This window comes from Shewanella algicola (assembly GCF_014648035.1).
In the GTDB taxonomy this organism is placed as follows: Bacteria; Pseudomonadota; Gammaproteobacteria; order Enterobacterales; family Shewanellaceae; genus Shewanella; species Shewanella algicola.
In genome coordinates this window covers 1-15,973 of record NZ_BMQI01000075.1, presented here as the reverse complement: position 1 = coordinate 15,973, position 15,973 = coordinate 1, and the positions used below count along the sequence as shown (strand labels likewise).

14 protein-coding genes and 1 pseudogene are annotated in these 15,973 nt (G+C 42.5%); 12 read left to right on the top strand and 3 right to left on the bottom strand.

Annotated features, from left to right (window positions below; genetic code table 11):
- The first annotated feature begins 610 nt into the window (after positions 1-610).
- The 8 genes from IEY42_RS20560 (at position 611) to IEY42_RS20525 (ending at position 8,959) form a co-directional block, all read left to right on the top strand.
- The gene (locus IEY42_RS20560; RefSeq protein WP_188927082.1) at positions 611-1,870 is read left to right on the top strand and encodes an efflux RND transporter periplasmic adaptor subunit; all 1,260 of its coding nucleotides are present in this window, start codon (positions 611-613) and stop codon (positions 1,868-1,870) included.
- A 53-nt stretch (positions 1,871-1,923) separates the two neighbouring features.
- Positions 1,924-2,145 carry a hypothetical protein gene (locus IEY42_RS20555; protein WP_188927081.1) on the top strand — a complete coding sequence of 74 codons (222 nt, stop codon included), beginning with the start codon at positions 1,924-1,926 and terminating at the stop codon, positions 2,143-2,145.
- Positions 2,146-2,288: 143 nt separating this feature from the next.
- Positions 2,289-2,987 carry an ABC transporter ATP-binding protein gene (locus tag IEY42_RS20550; RefSeq protein WP_188927080.1) on the top strand — a complete coding sequence of 233 codons (699 nt, stop codon included), beginning with the start codon at positions 2,289-2,291 and terminating at the stop codon, positions 2,985-2,987.
- A 10-nt stretch (positions 2,988-2,997) separates the two neighbouring features.
- On the top strand, positions 2,998-4,311 hold the full coding sequence (locus IEY42_RS20545; RefSeq protein WP_188927079.1) for an ABC transporter permease: 1,314 nt from the start codon (positions 2,998-3,000) through the stop codon (positions 4,309-4,311).
- A 22-nt stretch (positions 4,312-4,333) separates the two neighbouring features.
- On the top strand, positions 4,334-5,542 hold the full coding sequence (locus IEY42_RS20540) for an FtsX-like permease family protein (RefSeq protein WP_188927078.1): 1,209 nt from the start codon (positions 4,334-4,336) through the stop codon (positions 5,540-5,542).
- A gap of 92 nt (positions 5,543-5,634) precedes the next feature.
- Positions 5,635-7,050 carry a sigma-54-dependent transcriptional regulator gene (locus IEY42_RS20535; protein WP_188927077.1) on the top strand — a complete coding sequence of 472 codons (1,416 nt, stop codon included), beginning with the start codon at positions 5,635-5,637 and terminating at the stop codon, positions 7,048-7,050.
- Positions 7,050-8,393, top strand: coding sequence for a sensor histidine kinase (locus IEY42_RS20530; protein ID WP_188927083.1), 1,344 nt, complete (start codon positions 7,050-7,052; stop codon positions 8,391-8,393). Before IEY42_RS20535 ends, IEY42_RS20530 begins: the two co-directional genes overlap by 1 nt.
- A gap of 182 nt (positions 8,394-8,575) precedes the next feature.
- Positions 8,576-8,959 carry an MAPEG family protein gene (locus IEY42_RS20525; protein WP_188927076.1) on the top strand — a complete coding sequence of 128 codons (384 nt, stop codon included), beginning with the start codon at positions 8,576-8,578 and terminating at the stop codon, positions 8,957-8,959.
- Positions 8,960-9,055: 96 nt separating this feature from the next.
- Here IEY42_RS20525 and IEY42_RS20520 read toward each other — a convergent pair whose 3' ends face one another.
- Positions 9,056-9,337, bottom strand: coding sequence for a hypothetical protein (locus tag IEY42_RS20520; RefSeq protein ID WP_188927075.1), 282 nt, complete (start codon positions 9,335-9,337; stop codon positions 9,056-9,058).
- Between the two features lie 89 nt (positions 9,338-9,426).
- Between IEY42_RS20520 and IEY42_RS20515 the strand changes: the two genes are divergently transcribed.
- Positions 9,427-10,089 (top strand): uracil-DNA glycosylase family protein, encoded by a 663-nt coding sequence (locus tag IEY42_RS20515; protein ID WP_188927074.1) that lies wholly within the window; start codon positions 9,427-9,429, stop codon positions 10,087-10,089.
- 1 nt (position 10,090) lies between these two features.
- Here the strand turns inward: IEY42_RS20515 and IEY42_RS20510 are convergent, their stop codons facing one another.
- Positions 10,091-10,594, bottom strand: coding sequence for a YcxB family protein (locus IEY42_RS20510; protein ID WP_188927073.1), 504 nt, complete (start codon positions 10,592-10,594; stop codon positions 10,091-10,093).
- Positions 10,595-10,694: 100 nt separating this feature from the next.
- Positions 10,695-13,337 (bottom strand): [protein-PII] uridylyltransferase, encoded by a 2,643-nt coding sequence (glnD, locus tag IEY42_RS20505; RefSeq protein ID WP_188927072.1) that lies wholly within the window; start codon positions 13,335-13,337, stop codon positions 10,695-10,697.
- 70 nt (positions 13,338-13,407) lie between these two features.
- On the opposite strand from glnD, the gene IEY42_RS20500 reads away from it, so the two are divergent.
- From IEY42_RS20500 to IEY42_RS20490, 3 genes and pseudogenes are all read left to right on the top strand, one after another.
- A complete protein-coding gene (locus IEY42_RS20500; protein ID WP_188927071.1) occupies positions 13,408-14,121 on the top strand; it encodes a 16S rRNA pseudouridine(516) synthase in 714 nt (237 codons plus the stop codon).
- Positions 14,122-14,187: 66 nt separating this feature from the next.
- On the top strand, positions 14,188-15,144 hold the full coding sequence (locus IEY42_RS20495) for a LysR family transcriptional regulator (RefSeq protein WP_188927070.1): 957 nt from the start codon (positions 14,188-14,190) through the stop codon (positions 15,142-15,144).
- Positions 15,145-15,481: 337 nt separating this feature from the next.
- Positions 15,482-15,973 (top strand): annotated as a pseudogene (locus IEY42_RS20490) (OmcA/MtrC family decaheme c-type cytochrome); the annotation flags it as partial.

Sequence of the window (15,973 nt, the reverse complement as noted above, 5' to 3'; positions counted from 1 at the left end):
CCATTATTACCGTGGAACATCAGGTAAAAATAAATTGCTAGGTGCCGTTGGCTAGACGCTTACAATTCAACTCTGGACTTGAGGCCGTTGAAAAAAATGACGTGAGTCCAGACATCAATGTCTGGCTAGCTTTGGAGGGGAAGGGACGCCCCATCTGAAGCGTTAGCATTTTCATTCTTTACCATAAAGAGGTGGTCGAAGAGGGATAAATACGCGGTCAAAATCTCGATAATTTTCCGTCGCAATTTTTTCGCTGCTGTTGTTTGGTTAAAAAGCGAAAATGTTGCCGGAACGCTGAGGGTTTGCAAAGGCTGATTGCTAAATAAGAATGCGCTTTACCCCTTTGCTCTGGTGTGGGCGAAGCGCCACGACGTTTGATGTGGCCGTAGGCCATAAGTACAAAGCAAACCAAGTGTCCGCTCGGACACTTTCCCCATTACCGGACAGTATTTAAATCTGTCCGCGGACACTTTTAACGTGTTCGGTTATCGCTTAAAACTATTATCCTTATGAAAAATAACAATAAATAATTTTTGGCATGGCTTGTGCTTTATCCTAGGTATAAACGTGAAGTAGTACGTGCTGTCAACGTGTTACCTAAGGATTTGAGATGATTAAAGACACAAGTAGTCAAGATACCCTTGTAGCGCCGAAGCTAGGTCGCAAGCTTCGCCTACCCTTAATAATAGGTTGTGGCGCCATATTGATGAGCGCGCTGGTATGGGCGAGTTTTAGTCACGACAGTAACCAGCGTTCAGTTGATGGCGCCGATTTACGCCTAGCAACGCTGACTCGTGGCACGCTAGTGAGAGACATTGCCACTACCGGTAAAATTGTCGCCGCCAATGCACCGATTTTATACAGCACTGAAGAAGGTGTGGTGACGCTATTAAGCCAACCTGGTGATGAGGTTGAACTTGGGCAAGTGGTGGCAAAGGTTGAAAGCCCACGTTTGCAAAGCGAGTTGCAGCAACAGCAATCATTACTTGAAGGCATGCAAGGCAGCCTTGAGCGGGCTAAGTTAGATGCCCGACGAGAGCAACTGCGCGTTAGCCAGATTTTAGACATGGCAAAAGTGGATTTAGAAGCGGCAGATCGTGAAAGTCGTCGTGGCGACCAACTGATTGAATCAAGCTTGATCAGCAGAATTGATTTTGAAAAAAGCAAAGATGATTTACATAAAGCCAAACTGCTGCACAAACATGCCCAGCAAGAAGTTGAGTTAATGCACGACACCCTCAGTTTTGAAATTCAAAACCGTACCCTTGAAGTTCAGCGTCAGGCCTTAGTGGTGCGCGAACTCACACGACAAGCGAATGCGCTGAATATTGTTGCGCCAGTGAACGGCATTATTGGTAACTGGCTGGTGGAGCAAAAAGCCCGTATTGGTGCGAGTCAGCCGATGTTAACCGTTGTGGATTTAACTGCCTTTGAAGCAGAGCTTGCTGTACCAGAATCTTATGCCGATGAACTGGGATTAGGCATGGATGTCGAGCTGAGTTTTGGCAACCTGAATGTGGTTGGGCAGTTGTCGTCTATTTCACCCGAAGTGAGAAACCGCGAAGTGACTGCAAGGGTACGTTTTGCTAACAGTGACAGCTTGTCTTTACGTCAAAATCAGCGTTTGTCTGCCCGAGTTTTACTGGAAAACAGACCCAATGTATTAATCGTCAAACGCGGTGATTTTCTCAATATGGGCGGCGAAGTGGCTTACCAGGTTAACGAGGCTATCGCCCAAAAGAAAGCCGTTAAATTGGGTGCTCGCAGTATGAGCCAGGTTGAAGTGCTTGAAGGTGGTGAAGAAGGCGATGTATGGGTGATATCTGGCACCGAAACCTTTAAAAATGATCCCACGATTCAAATAAGATAGCTAAGTCGATAAACAAGCTAATTAACAGACACTCAACAGAGTAAGGACATTCTATGACTTTTATTCAACGTAGACAGCTTATCGCGCTAGCGGCGTTATTTATTCTTGCAATGGCTGTGAGTTATCGTATTGATAATCAAACAGATTGGTTATCGGTTAGTTTGCAATTGATTGATATCAGCAGCCATGCCAGCACGCGATTAATAGACATCAATTCAGCGGTTAGCTTGCACATTAATATTAACGACATGCTTAAAGTAAAGCTGCAGTTTTAGCTCGTTTGGGTAATCACATCGCCACAGCGCTGTTTTATTTTATTCAATTTGAGCATTCAATTTAAGTATTTAAATTCTGACCAGTAAGACATTCGCAGTATAAGCTCTGGAATGCAACAACCTAATAAACCAAGGAAGCCAATATGTTATCGATGAAAAATATCAGCAAGGTGTTTAAAACCGACCTCGTTGAAACCCACGCGCTACGCGATTTTAACCTTGAAGTGAATGAGGGCGAGTTTGTCGCGGTAACAGGGCCTTCTGGCTCAGGTAAAACGACTTTTTTGAATATTGCAGGTTTGCTTGAAGGATTTAGTTCGGGCGAATACAGCCTTGATGGCGTGAATGTGTCTAATTTAAGTGATAACCACAGCGCTAAAGTGCGTAATGAAAAAATTGGTTTTATCTTTCAGGGTTTTAATTTAATTCCTGATCTTAATTTAGCCGAAAATGTTGAAGTGCCATTGCGTTATCGCGGTATGAATGCCAGCGAGCGTAAGCGCCGAGTCGAATCCGCATTAGAGCAAGTTGGGTTAGGTGCGCGGATGAAGCATTTACCGACGCAATTGTCTGGCGGGCAACAGCAGCGGGTAGCCATTGCACGTGCATTAGCAGGCGAACCACGCTTTTTACTTGCCGATGAACCCACGGGTAATTTAGACAGCTTAATGGCGCGCCAGGTGATGGAGCTATTGGAAAACATCAATCAACAAGGTACCACCATTATTATGGTGACACATGACTCGGAGCTTGCGCGTCGTGCTCAGCGTAATATTCAAATTGTCGATGGCCAAGTGTGTGACTTTTCGATGTATCAACCAGCAGCTACCGGCACTCGTTAAGGGGAACACTATGTTTTTTTATTATTGCGATTTAGCCTGGCGAAGTATTCGAAAAACACCGATGTTATCGATGTTAATGGTGTTGGCTATTTCGATTGGTATTGGCATTACCATCACCACGTTAAATGTGTATAAAACCATGTCTTATAACCCGGCTGGTGATCGCAGTGAGGTGATTAATTCGGTGCAGCTTTGGAGCCAAGGCCTAGATACCTGGGATGATTTTATTTCAAGCATCACCTACACCGATGCAGTGAACTTGCGTAATAACGATGAATTGAGCTTAAAAGCGGCGACTTACCGTACCGGTTTAGCATTGCAGTCTGACAACCCCAAAATTGAGCCTGTTTTACAAAGTGTGCGGGTGACCGACAGAGACTTTTTCAGGATTTTTTCGGTGCCATTTTTATATGGCAGTTATTGGGACGCCAGCGTTGATTTACGCCCAGCGTATCAAGTGGTGATTAGCCAAAAGTTAAACTTACGCTTTTTTGAAGGCAAAAACAGTGTGGGTAAAACGGTATTTTTAGACCGTAAACCTTACCAGATTGTGGGGGTGATTGAAGACTGGAATCCACAACCTAAATATTACGATCCGCTCAATGGTGCCTTTAATGACGCAGAAGAAATATTCATTCCCTTCTCGCTAACCGGCCAGGAAGAATTTGATGTGTGGGGTAACACCAGTGGTTGGAAGTTCGAACCCATGCTCACTTACAGTGACCGCTTAGCATCAGAGAAAGTGTGGATTCAGTTTTGGACAGTGCTTAACAGCGAAGATGAAAAGCAAAACTACCAAAGTTGGTTAACCCGTTATGTTGAGCAGCAACGTGCTATTGGTCGTTTTACTGATACCGCTAAAACCCCTGCAGAAGCCGTGCAAATTAGTGATATTGATAAATGGCTTGAAGACAGCAATGTGGTACCCGAAGACAACAAAATTCTGGTCGGTTTAAGCTTGTTGTTTTTAAGCGTGTGCTTGGTCAATATTCTTGGATTGTTACTGACTAAATTTTTAAAGCGCGCACCAGAAGTGGGGGTTCGACGCGCTATTGGTGCCAGTCGTGGGCAGATATTTAGTCAGTACATGGTCGAGGTGGGCATGATTGGTTTTATTGGTGGAGTGGTAGGGTTGTTATGGGCTTGGGGATCGTTAACCGCGCTACACAGTTATTTTTCAATGGACCAAAGTGTCACCGGCCTTGATGCAAGTATGTGGATTATTACCCCGTTAATTGCTATTTCTACCGCGGTTTTGGCAGGCGTTTATCCTGCATGGGTGGTGTGCCGCACTAAACCTAGTGTGTATTTAAAAACTCAATAACGGATTAAATAAGGACATCACAATGTTACATATTAAACCGATTTTATCCAGTTTAATGCGCAGTAAAAGCGCGCCGATTTTATTACTGTTGCAGATCATTTTATCTGTTGCAATTGTGTCTAATGCGAGTTTTATCATTAACGAACGTTTGTCGTTAATGCAGCGTGAATCGGGTTATGCAGAAGAGCAAATACTCACGTTTAGTATGTACAACTTTGATCCTGCAATCGACAACATAAAACAAAACCAAGTTGACCAACAAATCTTGCGTTCGCTGCCCAATGTGATTGATGCTAGCTATAGCAATATGTTGCCGTTAAGCGACAGCGGTTGGATGGATCGCTATGTTGATGGCCCTGATGCTGACACGGCTAAAGGCACCCCTGGTTTTGCCTTTTACTTGGGTAACGAACATTTACTCAATGTGATGGGCGCTAAGTTAATTGCTGGGCGAAACTTTACCGCCGATGAAATTAATACCAACCTAGATGACAGCGGCATGATGGCGTTAGTATCGCAGCCCCTCGCTAAGGCTTTTTGGGGCGAGGAATCACCGCTGGGTAAAACCATGTATCAGGGCGCACAAGCCGTCACCATTATAGGTGTGGTTGATAAGCTACAAGGAGCTTGGATAGACCATGAAAACTTTGAATACAGCGTGATCCAAAATATCGATTTTGGTGGCAGCAGCAGTAATAAATCTTATATGGTGCGGGCATTGCCAGAGCACATTCCTGCATTAGAAGAAACCATCCGTAAAGCGCTGCATGCTGAAAATCCAAACCGAGTGTTAGATCATTTTCAAACACTCAGTGAGATAAAAAATCTCACCTACAGTAACCATCGTTTAATGGCGACAGTATTAAGTATTATGGTGATCTTATTGTTACTGATTACCGCACTAGGGTTAACGGGTATGGTGATGTTTAATATTCAACGTCGCACCAAACAAATTGGTACTCGTCGTGCCCTAGGCGCTAAAAAACGAGACATCATTCAATATTTTATGGTGGAGAACTACTTGATATGCATTGTGGGTGGCGTGATTGGCGGCATGTTAGCCTTAGTCTTGGGTCAGCAATTAATGTCGCTGTATAGTTTGCCTATGGTGCCAGTGATTTATCCGCTTGTCTCAGTGATTGGCTTACTGGTGGTAACAACGTTGGCGGTAATCGTGCCAGCAGTAAGAGCGGCAGATATTTCACCTGCAATGGCAACGCGCAGTGTATAAGTTCGCGATTGTTATTCGAAATTTATGTTGTTTTACGGTAGCTTAATGCTACCGTTATTTACAAATTACTCAATGAGAGCCACATCATCGTAATGGATACTATTTTAATTGTTGATGACAATCACGCCATTTGCCAAGCACTTGCACTGATGATTGAGTTGCATGGCTATGATGCCATTTATTGTCATTCGCCCGATGATGCCATTGATATTGTGGGCAATAAAGAGATCTGCTTGGTCATTCAGGACATGAACTTTAGCCGCGACACCACCTCGGGTGAAGAAGGCAAGCAACTGTTTTATGCTTTGCGTCAGTTACAGCCTAATTTACCGATTATTTTAATGACCGCCTGGACCCAGTTAGAAACCGCAGTGGAGTTGGTTAAAGCCGGTGCGGCCGATTACATGGGTAAACCCTGGGATGATGCTAAGTTACTAACTAGCGTCGCTAATTTATTATCGATATACCGCTTATCACAACAAAACAATCAACTTTCGCGGGTCCACAGTGACCGTATGTCGGCCATTAATGGTGCTGAGTTATGTGGACTTGTGTTTGCCAGTGGGGCGATGCAGCGTTGTGTCGATTTGGCCTTACAAGTGGCACGCTCTGATGTGTCGGTGATGATCACCGGCCCCAATGGTGCGGGCAAAGACAAAATAGCCGATATTTTACAGGCTAACTCGCCGCTTAAAGATAAGCCTTTTATTAAGGTCAACATTGGGGCGTTACCAATGGACTTATTAGAAGCAGAGCTGTTTGGTGCAGAAGCTGGCGCATTTACTGGCGCCAATAAAACCCGTATGGGCCGATTTGAAGCTGCCGATGGTGGCACATTATTTTTAGACGAGATTGGTAATTTGCCATTGTCTGGTCAGGTAAAACTATTGCGGGTATTGCAAACCGGTGAGTTTGAACGCTTGGGCAGCCATCAAACCCGTAAAGTGAACGTGCGGGTGATTAGTGCAACCAATGCCGATCTTGCCGATGACATTGCCAATGGACGCTTTCGTGAAGATTTGTTTTATCGCTTAAACGTGATTGAGCTCAGTGTGCCGCCACTTAAGCAGCGCCAAGATGATATTTTGCCGCTTATTCGCCATTTTATGGGCGAGCAGTTTACGCTAGATAAAGTGACCCGGCAGGCGTTAATTACTCATTGCTGGTCTGGTAACGTACGCGAGCTTGAAAATGCTTGTAAACGGGCGTCATTACTGGCCACATCAGCACAGTTAACCATTCATGACTTTGGTTTAAACATATTGCCTACAGATCAAATTGAAGCGGATTCAAGCCATAATAATCATGAAAGCCAATCTGATTCTACTCCTCTCGTTGGACAACAAGATAATGCGCCCTTAATCAATGAGCCTGATAAACAGCAAATAGAAGCGGCATTAACTCAGCATAATGGTGTTATTGCCAGAGTGGCTAAGTCATTTGGTTTAAGCCGTCAGGCCTTGTATCGGCGTATGGATAAATTTGGTATTCGAGACACTAAATTATGATGTTGTCGCTGCGAACTAAACTGGTGTTAGCCAATATGCTTAGCTGCCTGCTAGGGTTACTTTGTGGCGCGCTGGTGTGGTTTAATTTGGGTGACAGCGCCTTATGGTTAGCACTGATTGTGATGCTGCTGGTCTGCTATTTTTGCAGCTCTTGGCTAACAAAACGATTAAGCGATAGCTTGCAAGCACTTGAAATTGGTTTACTTAATTTTAAAGACAACGATTTTAGCGTGTCTTTGCATCCTTATGGCGAACCACAGCTTGATAACCTAGTGCATTTATATAACCAAGCGTCTGCCAAGTTGCGCAGTGAGCGTCAGTTTATTTACCAGCGTGAGTTAATGCTGGATAAAGTCATCCAGAACTCGCCAAATGTGATGTTATTGATTGATGATTCTCAGCGAGTTATTTATGCCAATAGCGCCGCAAGACATTTATTTAACCACGGGGTTAACGTTGAAGGTATGTTAATGCCCGAGTTGGTTGAAATGTTACCTGACTCGCTCAAAAACGCCTTAAACAGCGAGCAAGAAGGGCTGTTTGCAATGACGGATAACGAGGCCGGTGCAGCAGGGGATAATGTAACAGACGGCGATGTTGAAACCTGGCATATTTCCCGTGGTAGTTTTACCCAGAATAACCAACAACATCATTTAATTCTGCTCAAACAACTGACCAAAGAGCTAAACCGCCAAGAAGTGGCAGTATGGAAAAAGGTGATTCGAATTATCAGTCATGAGCTTAATAATTCGGTTGCGCCAATCGCGTCGATGGTGAATTCGGGTAAGTTGTTAACTCAACATTTAGATAACTCTAAATTGCAGCTCATTTTTGATACCATCGAAAACCGCACCAGTCACTTAAGTCAGTTTATCTCCCACTATGCACAATTTGCTAAGTTACCTTTACCGCAAAAAGCGCTGGTCGACTGGGCACGTATGACGCAACAACTGACCCAGCAATATTCGTTTAAGCTATTAACGCCGCTGCCGATCTTAGACATAAAACTCGACGCGGTGCAATTAGAACAAGTGTTAATTAATTTACTCAAAAATGCCCATGAATCGGGAGCAGACAAAGACAGCGTGTCATTGGCATTTGAAGAAATCAGTCACCCTGTGAGCGGATTATTAATTAGGGTAGATGATCTCGGCTCTGGTATGTCTTCAGAGGTATTGTCGCAAGCCTTGTTACCTTTTTATTCTACAAAACAGTCGGGTACAGGCATTGGTTTGCCATTGTGCCGTGAAATTATAGAAGCGCATGGCGGGCGAATGAGTATGCAAAACCGCCCAGAAGGAGGCTTAAGCGTTAAAGTATGGTTGCCTTATCAAACAAGCTAATCTCTGCCGATTTAAGTGGGTTCATCAGTTTGGTACTGAGCATATTTACTGCTGAGCTATTTACTGTTGAATATGGTTACACTATCGCGTGTAGTTTATGCTAATAGCAGTCTGAATCTTCAATGCTGAAGCTAACGTAGTGTTAGTTTGGCTTTGCTAAAAATAATAAGAGAAGGGATACCATGCAAACTATTTTGATTTGTTTACTGATAGCGATGTTAATGCCATATGCCGCCAAAGTGCCGGTTGCGATGGCGATGGCTAAGTTAGGCCGTTATGACAATAACCATCCGCGCGCGCAGCAAGCGCAATTAACCGGTTTTGGTGCTCGTGCCGTAGCAGGGCATCAAAATGCATTTGAGTCGTTAATTGTATTTGGGGTTGCAGTGCTAACAGCATTAGTCACCAATAACGTCACTGATGTGGTTGCCATATTAGCCATAGTACATGTGGTTGCGCGAGGGATTTATCATGCGATGTATTTACTTAATTACGGCACGTTACGATCGTTATCTTGGTTTGTGGCCATTGGTGCATCGATAGCAATTTTTTGCCAGGCTTTTTAAAGGTTTTATATGCTGTAATAGTAATAAAAAAACGCCTTAACGGCGTTTTTTTATTAGTATGCTAAAGCGGTTATATGTTTAATCTAGGCTGGCAATTTAATCTAAGCTAGCTATGCGCTCGTAGCCCATTTCGGTTAATTGGTCATTTACGCAATCTAATAAAAATGCACTCACTTCAGCTTCTGGCAGTTGGTCTTCAATGGCGATTTGTTGGCAGGCTTCTTTTAATGATAAAACATCTTTAAGCGGTGCGGCGGGTAATGCGCTAGCGGTAAAGCTGACAGCGACGCAACTGGCAAATAATGCAGCGAGGCTAGTGCGGGTAATCGTTTTGCGGGTAATCGTTTTGCTAGTAATACTAGTAATAAGAGATGGCATGGTTGTTCCTTCTTGGGAGAACTTTGTTATTTTGACAAATATTACTGCAGCTTAGTTCCTTTGGATAGAGTGTAAGAGGGAATATTTATATGACCGATTTTGAGGTGTTACTCAAGCAGGTTAATCAATGTCAGCTTTGTGCGGCTTCATTAACTCATGGTGTTCGACCTGTGGTGCAACTCGACCCTCAAGCAAAAATATTGATAATTGGCCAGGCGCCAGGACGTAAAGTGCATGAAACAGGCATTCCTTTCAATGATGCCAGTGGCGATAGATTGCGTGAGTGGTTAGGCGTAAGCCGTGAGGTGTTTTACGATGCTAAGCAGGTTGCCATTATGCCAATGGGGTTTTGTTATCCAGGGAGTTATAGTGCGGCTACAGCTAAAAAAGGTCAATCGGGTGACTTACCGCCAAGACCAGAGTGCGCCCCTAAGTGGCATGCATTATTATTGGCACACTTAACTCAAGTTAAATTAGTGTTGTTGGTTGGCCAATATGCGCAACAGTATTATTTAAGTGAGCATCGTTCAACGATTAATGCATTAACCAACAGTGAGTTAGTTGATTTCGATATCGCTAATAAACCTAAAACCCTCACCGAAACGGTAAAGCAATGGCGCAGCTTTGGGCCACTTTTTATCCCCTTACCGCACCCAAGTCCGCGTAATAATATCTGGTTGAGCCGTAACCCCTGGTTTAAAGACGATTTACTTAACCACCTTAAACAGCGCGTTAGTGAGGCTCTGGTTTAAATTACCCTTGTTTACTGACAATAAATTTGATGCTTGCAGCATCTAAGCAGCGTTTAGATAAGTAGGTAGTACTTTTTTGTAAGGCAATTAAAAAGCCTGCGTCGGTTTGGCTAATGCGGTAAACATCTGTCCATAAAACCTGCTGGTTCACATGGGGTGATTGACTGTGAATGCCGGTATCATCAATGATTAAGGTTACCGTGTCGCCGGCTGCTTTACTCATCATTTGACGCCATAACCACCAAGTTCTTTTAAAGCGAATACTTAACCACTCCACCACACCGAGACCAATAAAAAAATACCCTAAATAGTAGGTTTCTTTATTGCTGATAGGTAATTGGCTGAGGTTATCAAGCAGTAAAATACCTAAGCCAATTATCACAAAAATGGCGGTTTTAAGGTACTGCTTGGGATGCGTTTGCGTGCTAACAGACTGATCAAAGCATTCTTCAAAGTAGGTTTTATCTAGCAGGTATTCTGCTGTGTAACTAAACGCTTGTGACATGATGATTTAATATTGATAAGAGAATAAATGCAATTATCGCATAGCCATTGGTCTGCTCAAAGTAAAGTGCAAACTAATGGCTAGCTTTGTTGTATCTTGGCTAACCCTTAATGGCATTCGCCAATTCTAGGGTCAACTGTTGCTGTTCTTCAGGTGTTAATTGTTGATTGTCTTGATTAGATAATGAAAACACATTATCTGCCCGTTCACCAACGGTACTGATGGTGGCGGAGTGAATATGTAGCTCTAATTTTCTAAAAATATTGGCAATTTGTTCCATAAACTCACTGGTGTCTAGGGCTGATACATTGACTAAACTGCGAGTTGATTTACGTGAATGTAAAAATTCGATACTGGGTTGATTATCAAAACTTTGATGGCGTCTTGATTGACGTTTTTTGGGTAAATTTGCCCCCTTATCAAGTACTTGATGCAGTTTGTTAATAACTTGTTTACGACGTTGTGCACTGGTAATCGGTTTTTCATCAAAATCCAATACTTTAAATGACTCAACGACATAACCATCTTTAGTCCGAGCAATTTGTGCCTGTTTTACCGAAATACGCAAAGCTCCTAAGGTATTAAATAATTTAACAAATAATCCGGGGCGATCTTTAGTGTACACAAACACATCACTACAACCTTTGACCACTGCATCATCAAGTAAAATAAGGGTGTTGTATTTGTTGTCGGCAACGGGGGCAAGATCATGGTCAATTATAGCTTGAGTGTATCTGGCAATATCATCAGTATCGGCATTACTAAAGAAGGCAATCGGTAGTCGTCGCCATAAGGTTTTTATGGCTGTGGTGTTATTGTCATCTGCATTTAGCAAATTCAGCGCTTCTTGTTTATGCTCGCGGACAATGGTGCGAATTTGCAACATATTTTCGAGACCGTTACGAAGTGCTTTACGAGTAATAAAATATAAATCTTTTAGTAATGATGCTTTCCAATCATTCCAAAGGTCATCATTAGTGGCTTGAATATCGGCGATGGTTAAGCAATACAATGCATCTAAACGAGCTAATGTTCCTACTTTTTTTGCAAATGTATCAATTACTTCTGGATCCTGAATATCCATACGTTGCGATGTCATCGACATCAGCAAGTGATGTTCTACCAACCAGCAAATAAGCTTTTCTTGTGACACTTTTAAGCCGTGGAATTTGGCAAACATATTGGCATCTACGGCGCCTAACTCACTGTGGTCACCACCACGGCCTTTGGCTAAATCGTGAAATAATGCCGCAAATAGCAAGGTCGATTTATTGGACATTTTTTGGTAAATGTCTGCTGCTAACGCTAAGTCTTTATCGAGGCTTTTAATGTCTTTACCGTAGGCATAGATGTTTTTCAGCACTTTGTGGGTGTGCTCATCGACGGTGTAAGCATGGAATAAATCAAATTGCATTTGGCCGACGACTTCACGCCACTGCGGTAAATACGAGGCTAAAATGCCATGCTGGTGCATTAAGGTAATGGCTAACCCCATGCCTTGAGGGTGGGCAAAAATGGCTTTGAATTGTTCGCGGCAACGCTGAAAATCTTGTAAGTCGCCCATGAGGCGGCGCCTAACTTGACGAAGCGAACGTAAGGTTTCGGCGCTAATGCCGACGATTTTGTCATGATGAATCGCGATAAACTCAAACAACGCCATAATTTGAGTACGGTCGATAAACACGGTTTCATCACGCACATGAATGTATTGGTCGACAATTTCAAAGTTATCGTTAATTGGGATGATTTGTGGATTGAGCTGCGGAATAATTTCTCGTTGAAAATACGCCATGAGTATTTTATTTAATTCGCCAATGCGTTTCATGGCGCGAAATAATTGTCGCATCATTTTTTCAATAGCGATATTGCCACTCTCGCCGATGGGCATGCCATCACCAAAGCCCATAAGCTTGGCCACTTCTGCTTGATATTGCAGTAATAAACGGTTTTCTGAGCGCTGTGCTGCTTGGTGCAGAGCAAAGCGCACTCTAAATAAAAAGTGTTGGCATTCCATTAATTCTGAGTATTCATCATTGGTTAAAAAACCAAAGCGACGTAATGACTGCATGCTGGATACACCAAAATGCTTACGGGCAACCCAGGTAAGGGTTTGAATATCGCGAATACCACCAGGACTGGTTTTTAAATTAGGTTCGATACTGAATGAAGTGCCTTGCGCTTTGGCATGGCGCTCTTGTTGCTCGCTTAGTTTGGCATTGAAAAAGGCTTGGCTTTGCCATAAACCTTGGCCATATAATGCGTTTAATACTTGTTGTTGGTGCTCGGTATTACCGTATAAATGTCTGATTTCAAGTAAACTGGTGGCAATGGTGACATCTTCTTTACAGGCTTGAAAGGTATCGTCTAAGCTGCGCACTGCGTGCCCTAAATCAAGACCGATATCCCAGAGTTGAGTTAAAAAGTCGCTGACTTTACCCGCGTCGGTGGCAGACAGTTTTCCATCGTGGATAATACAGATATCAATGTCTGAAAACGGATGTAAGGTTTGCCGGCCATAACCGCCAACTGCGTTAAGCGAAATATGATTATTGTCTAGTTCGAGTGACTGCCAGAGTAGGCATAATAGAGTGTCGAAAAACTGCGATCGCTTATTCAAGGTGTCATTAATTGCACTTTGAAATATGTTCTCTTGTAAAAATAGATCCAGTGACTTAATCGCCTGTTTAAACTCGGCGGTGGTCATGTCAGGGCGCATATCTGTACTAGCAGGTAGCGAAAGCATGTTACTCCTTATTAATGTAGTCCTTAGACAGAATAAGGTATTCTTAATCAAATTGGTATAGTGAGGTTTTATGGCGTCTAAGCGTGGTCGACTAGACCAATTTATTGCTCGTAGATTACAGGTTTCCAAAAAAGCGGTTCGTCAGTTATTGATTGCAAATAAAGTAGTTGTTGATGGCGAGTATGCAAAATCACCTGATTTACTGATTAATGAATTTAGTCATATTATTTGTAATGGAGTGGTGTTACAGCAATACCAAAAACAATATTACATGCTTAATAAACCTGATGATGTAGTCAGTGCAACGATTGATGACAAGCACCCTACGGCCCTGAGTTTATTAGTCGGGGTTGATCACGATATGCTGCATATCGCAGGGCGACTTGATTTGCATTCAACGGGACTATTGTTGATTACCAACGATGCAAAGTGGTCCGCGGCATTAATGGCACCCGACAATAAAGTCGATAAACATTATATTGTTACTTTAGCCAACCCGATAGATGAAAGCTATATAGATGCCTTTGCTAATGGGATGTATTTTGAGTTTGAAGGCATTACCACTTTGCCTGCGCAATTAACGATTTTGTCTACGTACCAGGCGAGGGTTGTGTTGCGAGAGGGAAAGTATCATCAAATAAAGCGCATGTTTGGTCGTTTTCGTAATCCTGTGGTTGGGTTGCACCGTGAGTCAATTGGCAAAATCGGACTCGATAAAACCTTGTTTCTAGGTCAATTTCGTTTATTAACAACAGCTGAAATTGATTGTGTAATTCAGCAGTAGATCAATTTTTTCAAACGTTCAATATGCTAATTTATGTGTTCCTTTTTGCAACGGACTGGATAACAAGTGGATTTACAAGCATTAAAAAAAGTCAGTGAACTCGATGTATTTAGCTTATTGGTGTTTAAGTTTATTTACGAAACCGGTTTTGCTAATTTTGCCGCGAAAGAGTTGGCTGTATCGGCGCCAAAGATTAGTCGCTGCCTAACCTCTCTGCGTATTATCTTTAATGACGAACTATTTTTTCGCCGTCAACAGGGGCTAAAACCAACGCCTTTAGCGGAACGTTTATATCAACCTATTTGCCAGCTTTGCGATATGTTTAGCCAAATGGAGCGTTCAGTTGAAAATAACCTTAATCATTGTCAGCGCAGTATATTGCATATAGCTGTTTCGCCAAACATTATTACCAGTGTGGCCATTGCACTAAGTGAGTGCCCACTCGATACTATGGGTAAAGTTAAGCTGCACAGTTGGCAAGCTGACACTGAAGAATTGATTTACAATGGCGAATTAGACTTTGGTATTGGTTATGATACCCAAGACTCCCATGGCTTAGAAGTTTATCCGATAGCATGTCCGAGTAACATTTCTGTTGTGGGTAATGCGAAACACCCTTTTTGGGATAATGTTGATGATATTAAAATTGAAGATATTGTTCAGCACTCATTCGTGTATTTACGTTGTCGCGGCTTTAATAATCGTATTGATCCATTAGAACTGTATTGTCAAAACAATGGCCTGTTATTAGAAGACATTGAGTGTGTTAGCAAGTTAGATGATTGGTATTTTCATATACTGACCATGAACAGTTTGTCATTAGCCATTTGCCATGAAGGTTCTTTTGCCGAGCAGCTGCCACAATTACGCGTAAAGCGCTTACCTAAAACAGAGCTTGAGCGCCTTCACTCAGCAATGCCGATGCCAAATTATTGTTTAATTGAGCGTTCAGAGCATCATCGACGTTATTCTGCAGATTTGCGAGGAATGATAATCAATATTGTTAACTCGGTTTTGAAATAGACTTATTGTGCAAAAAGCGACCTTGCGTGTGTGACGGTTGAGTTAATAATTTTATTACAGTTTATTTAATTTAACCCTGCAACATCAGTGTTTTGTGTGTTTTCAGTTTGAACTTTTATGGTTCAAGCTTTTTTTTTCAAATTGAGTCGCCTTTTTAGCCTCGTAAATGTGAAATTTGTAGTTTCATATTCATATATATCCAATATTAAAATCTCCGATTCCCGCTATTGAATTTGCAACCAAGCATCACAGGTTTGTTACTTGGCACGGGTATTTTTATCTAAATCCTTATATTTTGTATTTGCGAAACTTACAAATCTAAATCGGGGGATTTAAGATGAAAAAATATAATAAAACCTTACTTGCAGCAGCCTTTATCGCTGCTTTTGGTTTAGCAGGATGTGGCTCTGACGGCAGCGATGGTGCTGACGGAGTTGATGGTGTAAATGGTGTTGATGGTACAGATGGATCTGATGGTGCTAATGCCAGCTTATCTGTTACGACCGTAGAAAATGCTTATGACTACAATTTAACGCTCGATCCAGCTGATATTGTGGTTGTGGGCAGCGATCCATTTAGCATTAAATTTACTGTCACCGGTGTTGGCACTGGTAACGCTGAAGTGCCTTTCTCGGGTCTTGAAAAAGTAGCTTTGTATGTGACTAGCCAATCTGAAAATACGACTGACACTGGTGCACCAATTTTATGGACTAACCATGCGTTAGCCAATGACTTTGGCAGCAGTATGTATTGTACCCCTACAGGTACAGCTGTTGCTCGTGGTGGAGCAGAAGTTGAAGCATGTACATTAGTAGAAGATGCTGCAAAC

What these genes read in the sequence shown, in the direction of transcription:
- IEY42_RS20525 (WP_188927076.1), top strand. Translation starts at nt 8,576, where the DNA reads ATGCAAACTATTTTGATTTGTTTACTGATAGCGATGTTAATGCCATAT.
- glnD (WP_188927072.1), bottom strand. Translation starts at nt 13,337, where the DNA reads ATGCTTTCGCTACCTGCTAGTACAGATATGCGCCCTGACATGACCACC.
- IEY42_RS20520 (WP_188927075.1), bottom strand. Translation starts at nt 9,337, where the DNA reads ATGCCATCTCTTATTACTAGTATTACTAGCAAAACGATTACCCGCAAA.
- IEY42_RS20550 (WP_188927080.1), top strand. Translation starts at nt 2,289, where the DNA reads ATGTTATCGATGAAAAATATCAGCAAGGTGTTTAAAACCGACCTCGTT.
- IEY42_RS20510 (WP_188927073.1), bottom strand. Translation starts at nt 10,594, where the DNA reads ATGTCACAAGCGTTTAGTTACACAGCAGAATACCTGCTAGATAAAACC.
- IEY42_RS20515 (WP_188927074.1), top strand. Translation starts at nt 9,427, where the DNA reads ATGACCGATTTTGAGGTGTTACTCAAGCAGGTTAATCAATGTCAGCTT.
- IEY42_RS20555 (WP_188927081.1), top strand. Translation starts at nt 1,924, where the DNA reads ATGACTTTTATTCAACGTAGACAGCTTATCGCGCTAGCGGCGTTATTT.
- IEY42_RS20535 (WP_188927077.1), top strand. Translation starts at nt 5,635, where the DNA reads ATGGATACTATTTTAATTGTTGATGACAATCACGCCATTTGCCAAGCA.
- IEY42_RS20540 (WP_188927078.1), top strand. Translation starts at nt 4,334, where the DNA reads ATGTTACATATTAAACCGATTTTATCCAGTTTAATGCGCAGTAAAAGC.
- IEY42_RS20560 (WP_188927082.1), top strand. Translation starts at nt 611, where the DNA reads ATGATTAAAGACACAAGTAGTCAAGATACCCTTGTAGCGCCGAAGCTA.
- IEY42_RS20545 (WP_188927079.1), top strand. Translation starts at nt 2,998, where the DNA reads ATGTTTTTTTATTATTGCGATTTAGCCTGGCGAAGTATTCGAAAAACA.
- IEY42_RS20500 (WP_188927071.1), top strand. Translation starts at nt 13,408, where the DNA reads ATGGCGTCTAAGCGTGGTCGACTAGACCAATTTATTGCTCGTAGATTA.
- IEY42_RS20530 (WP_188927083.1), top strand. Translation starts at nt 7,050, where the DNA reads ATGTTGTCGCTGCGAACTAAACTGGTGTTAGCCAATATGCTTAGCTGC.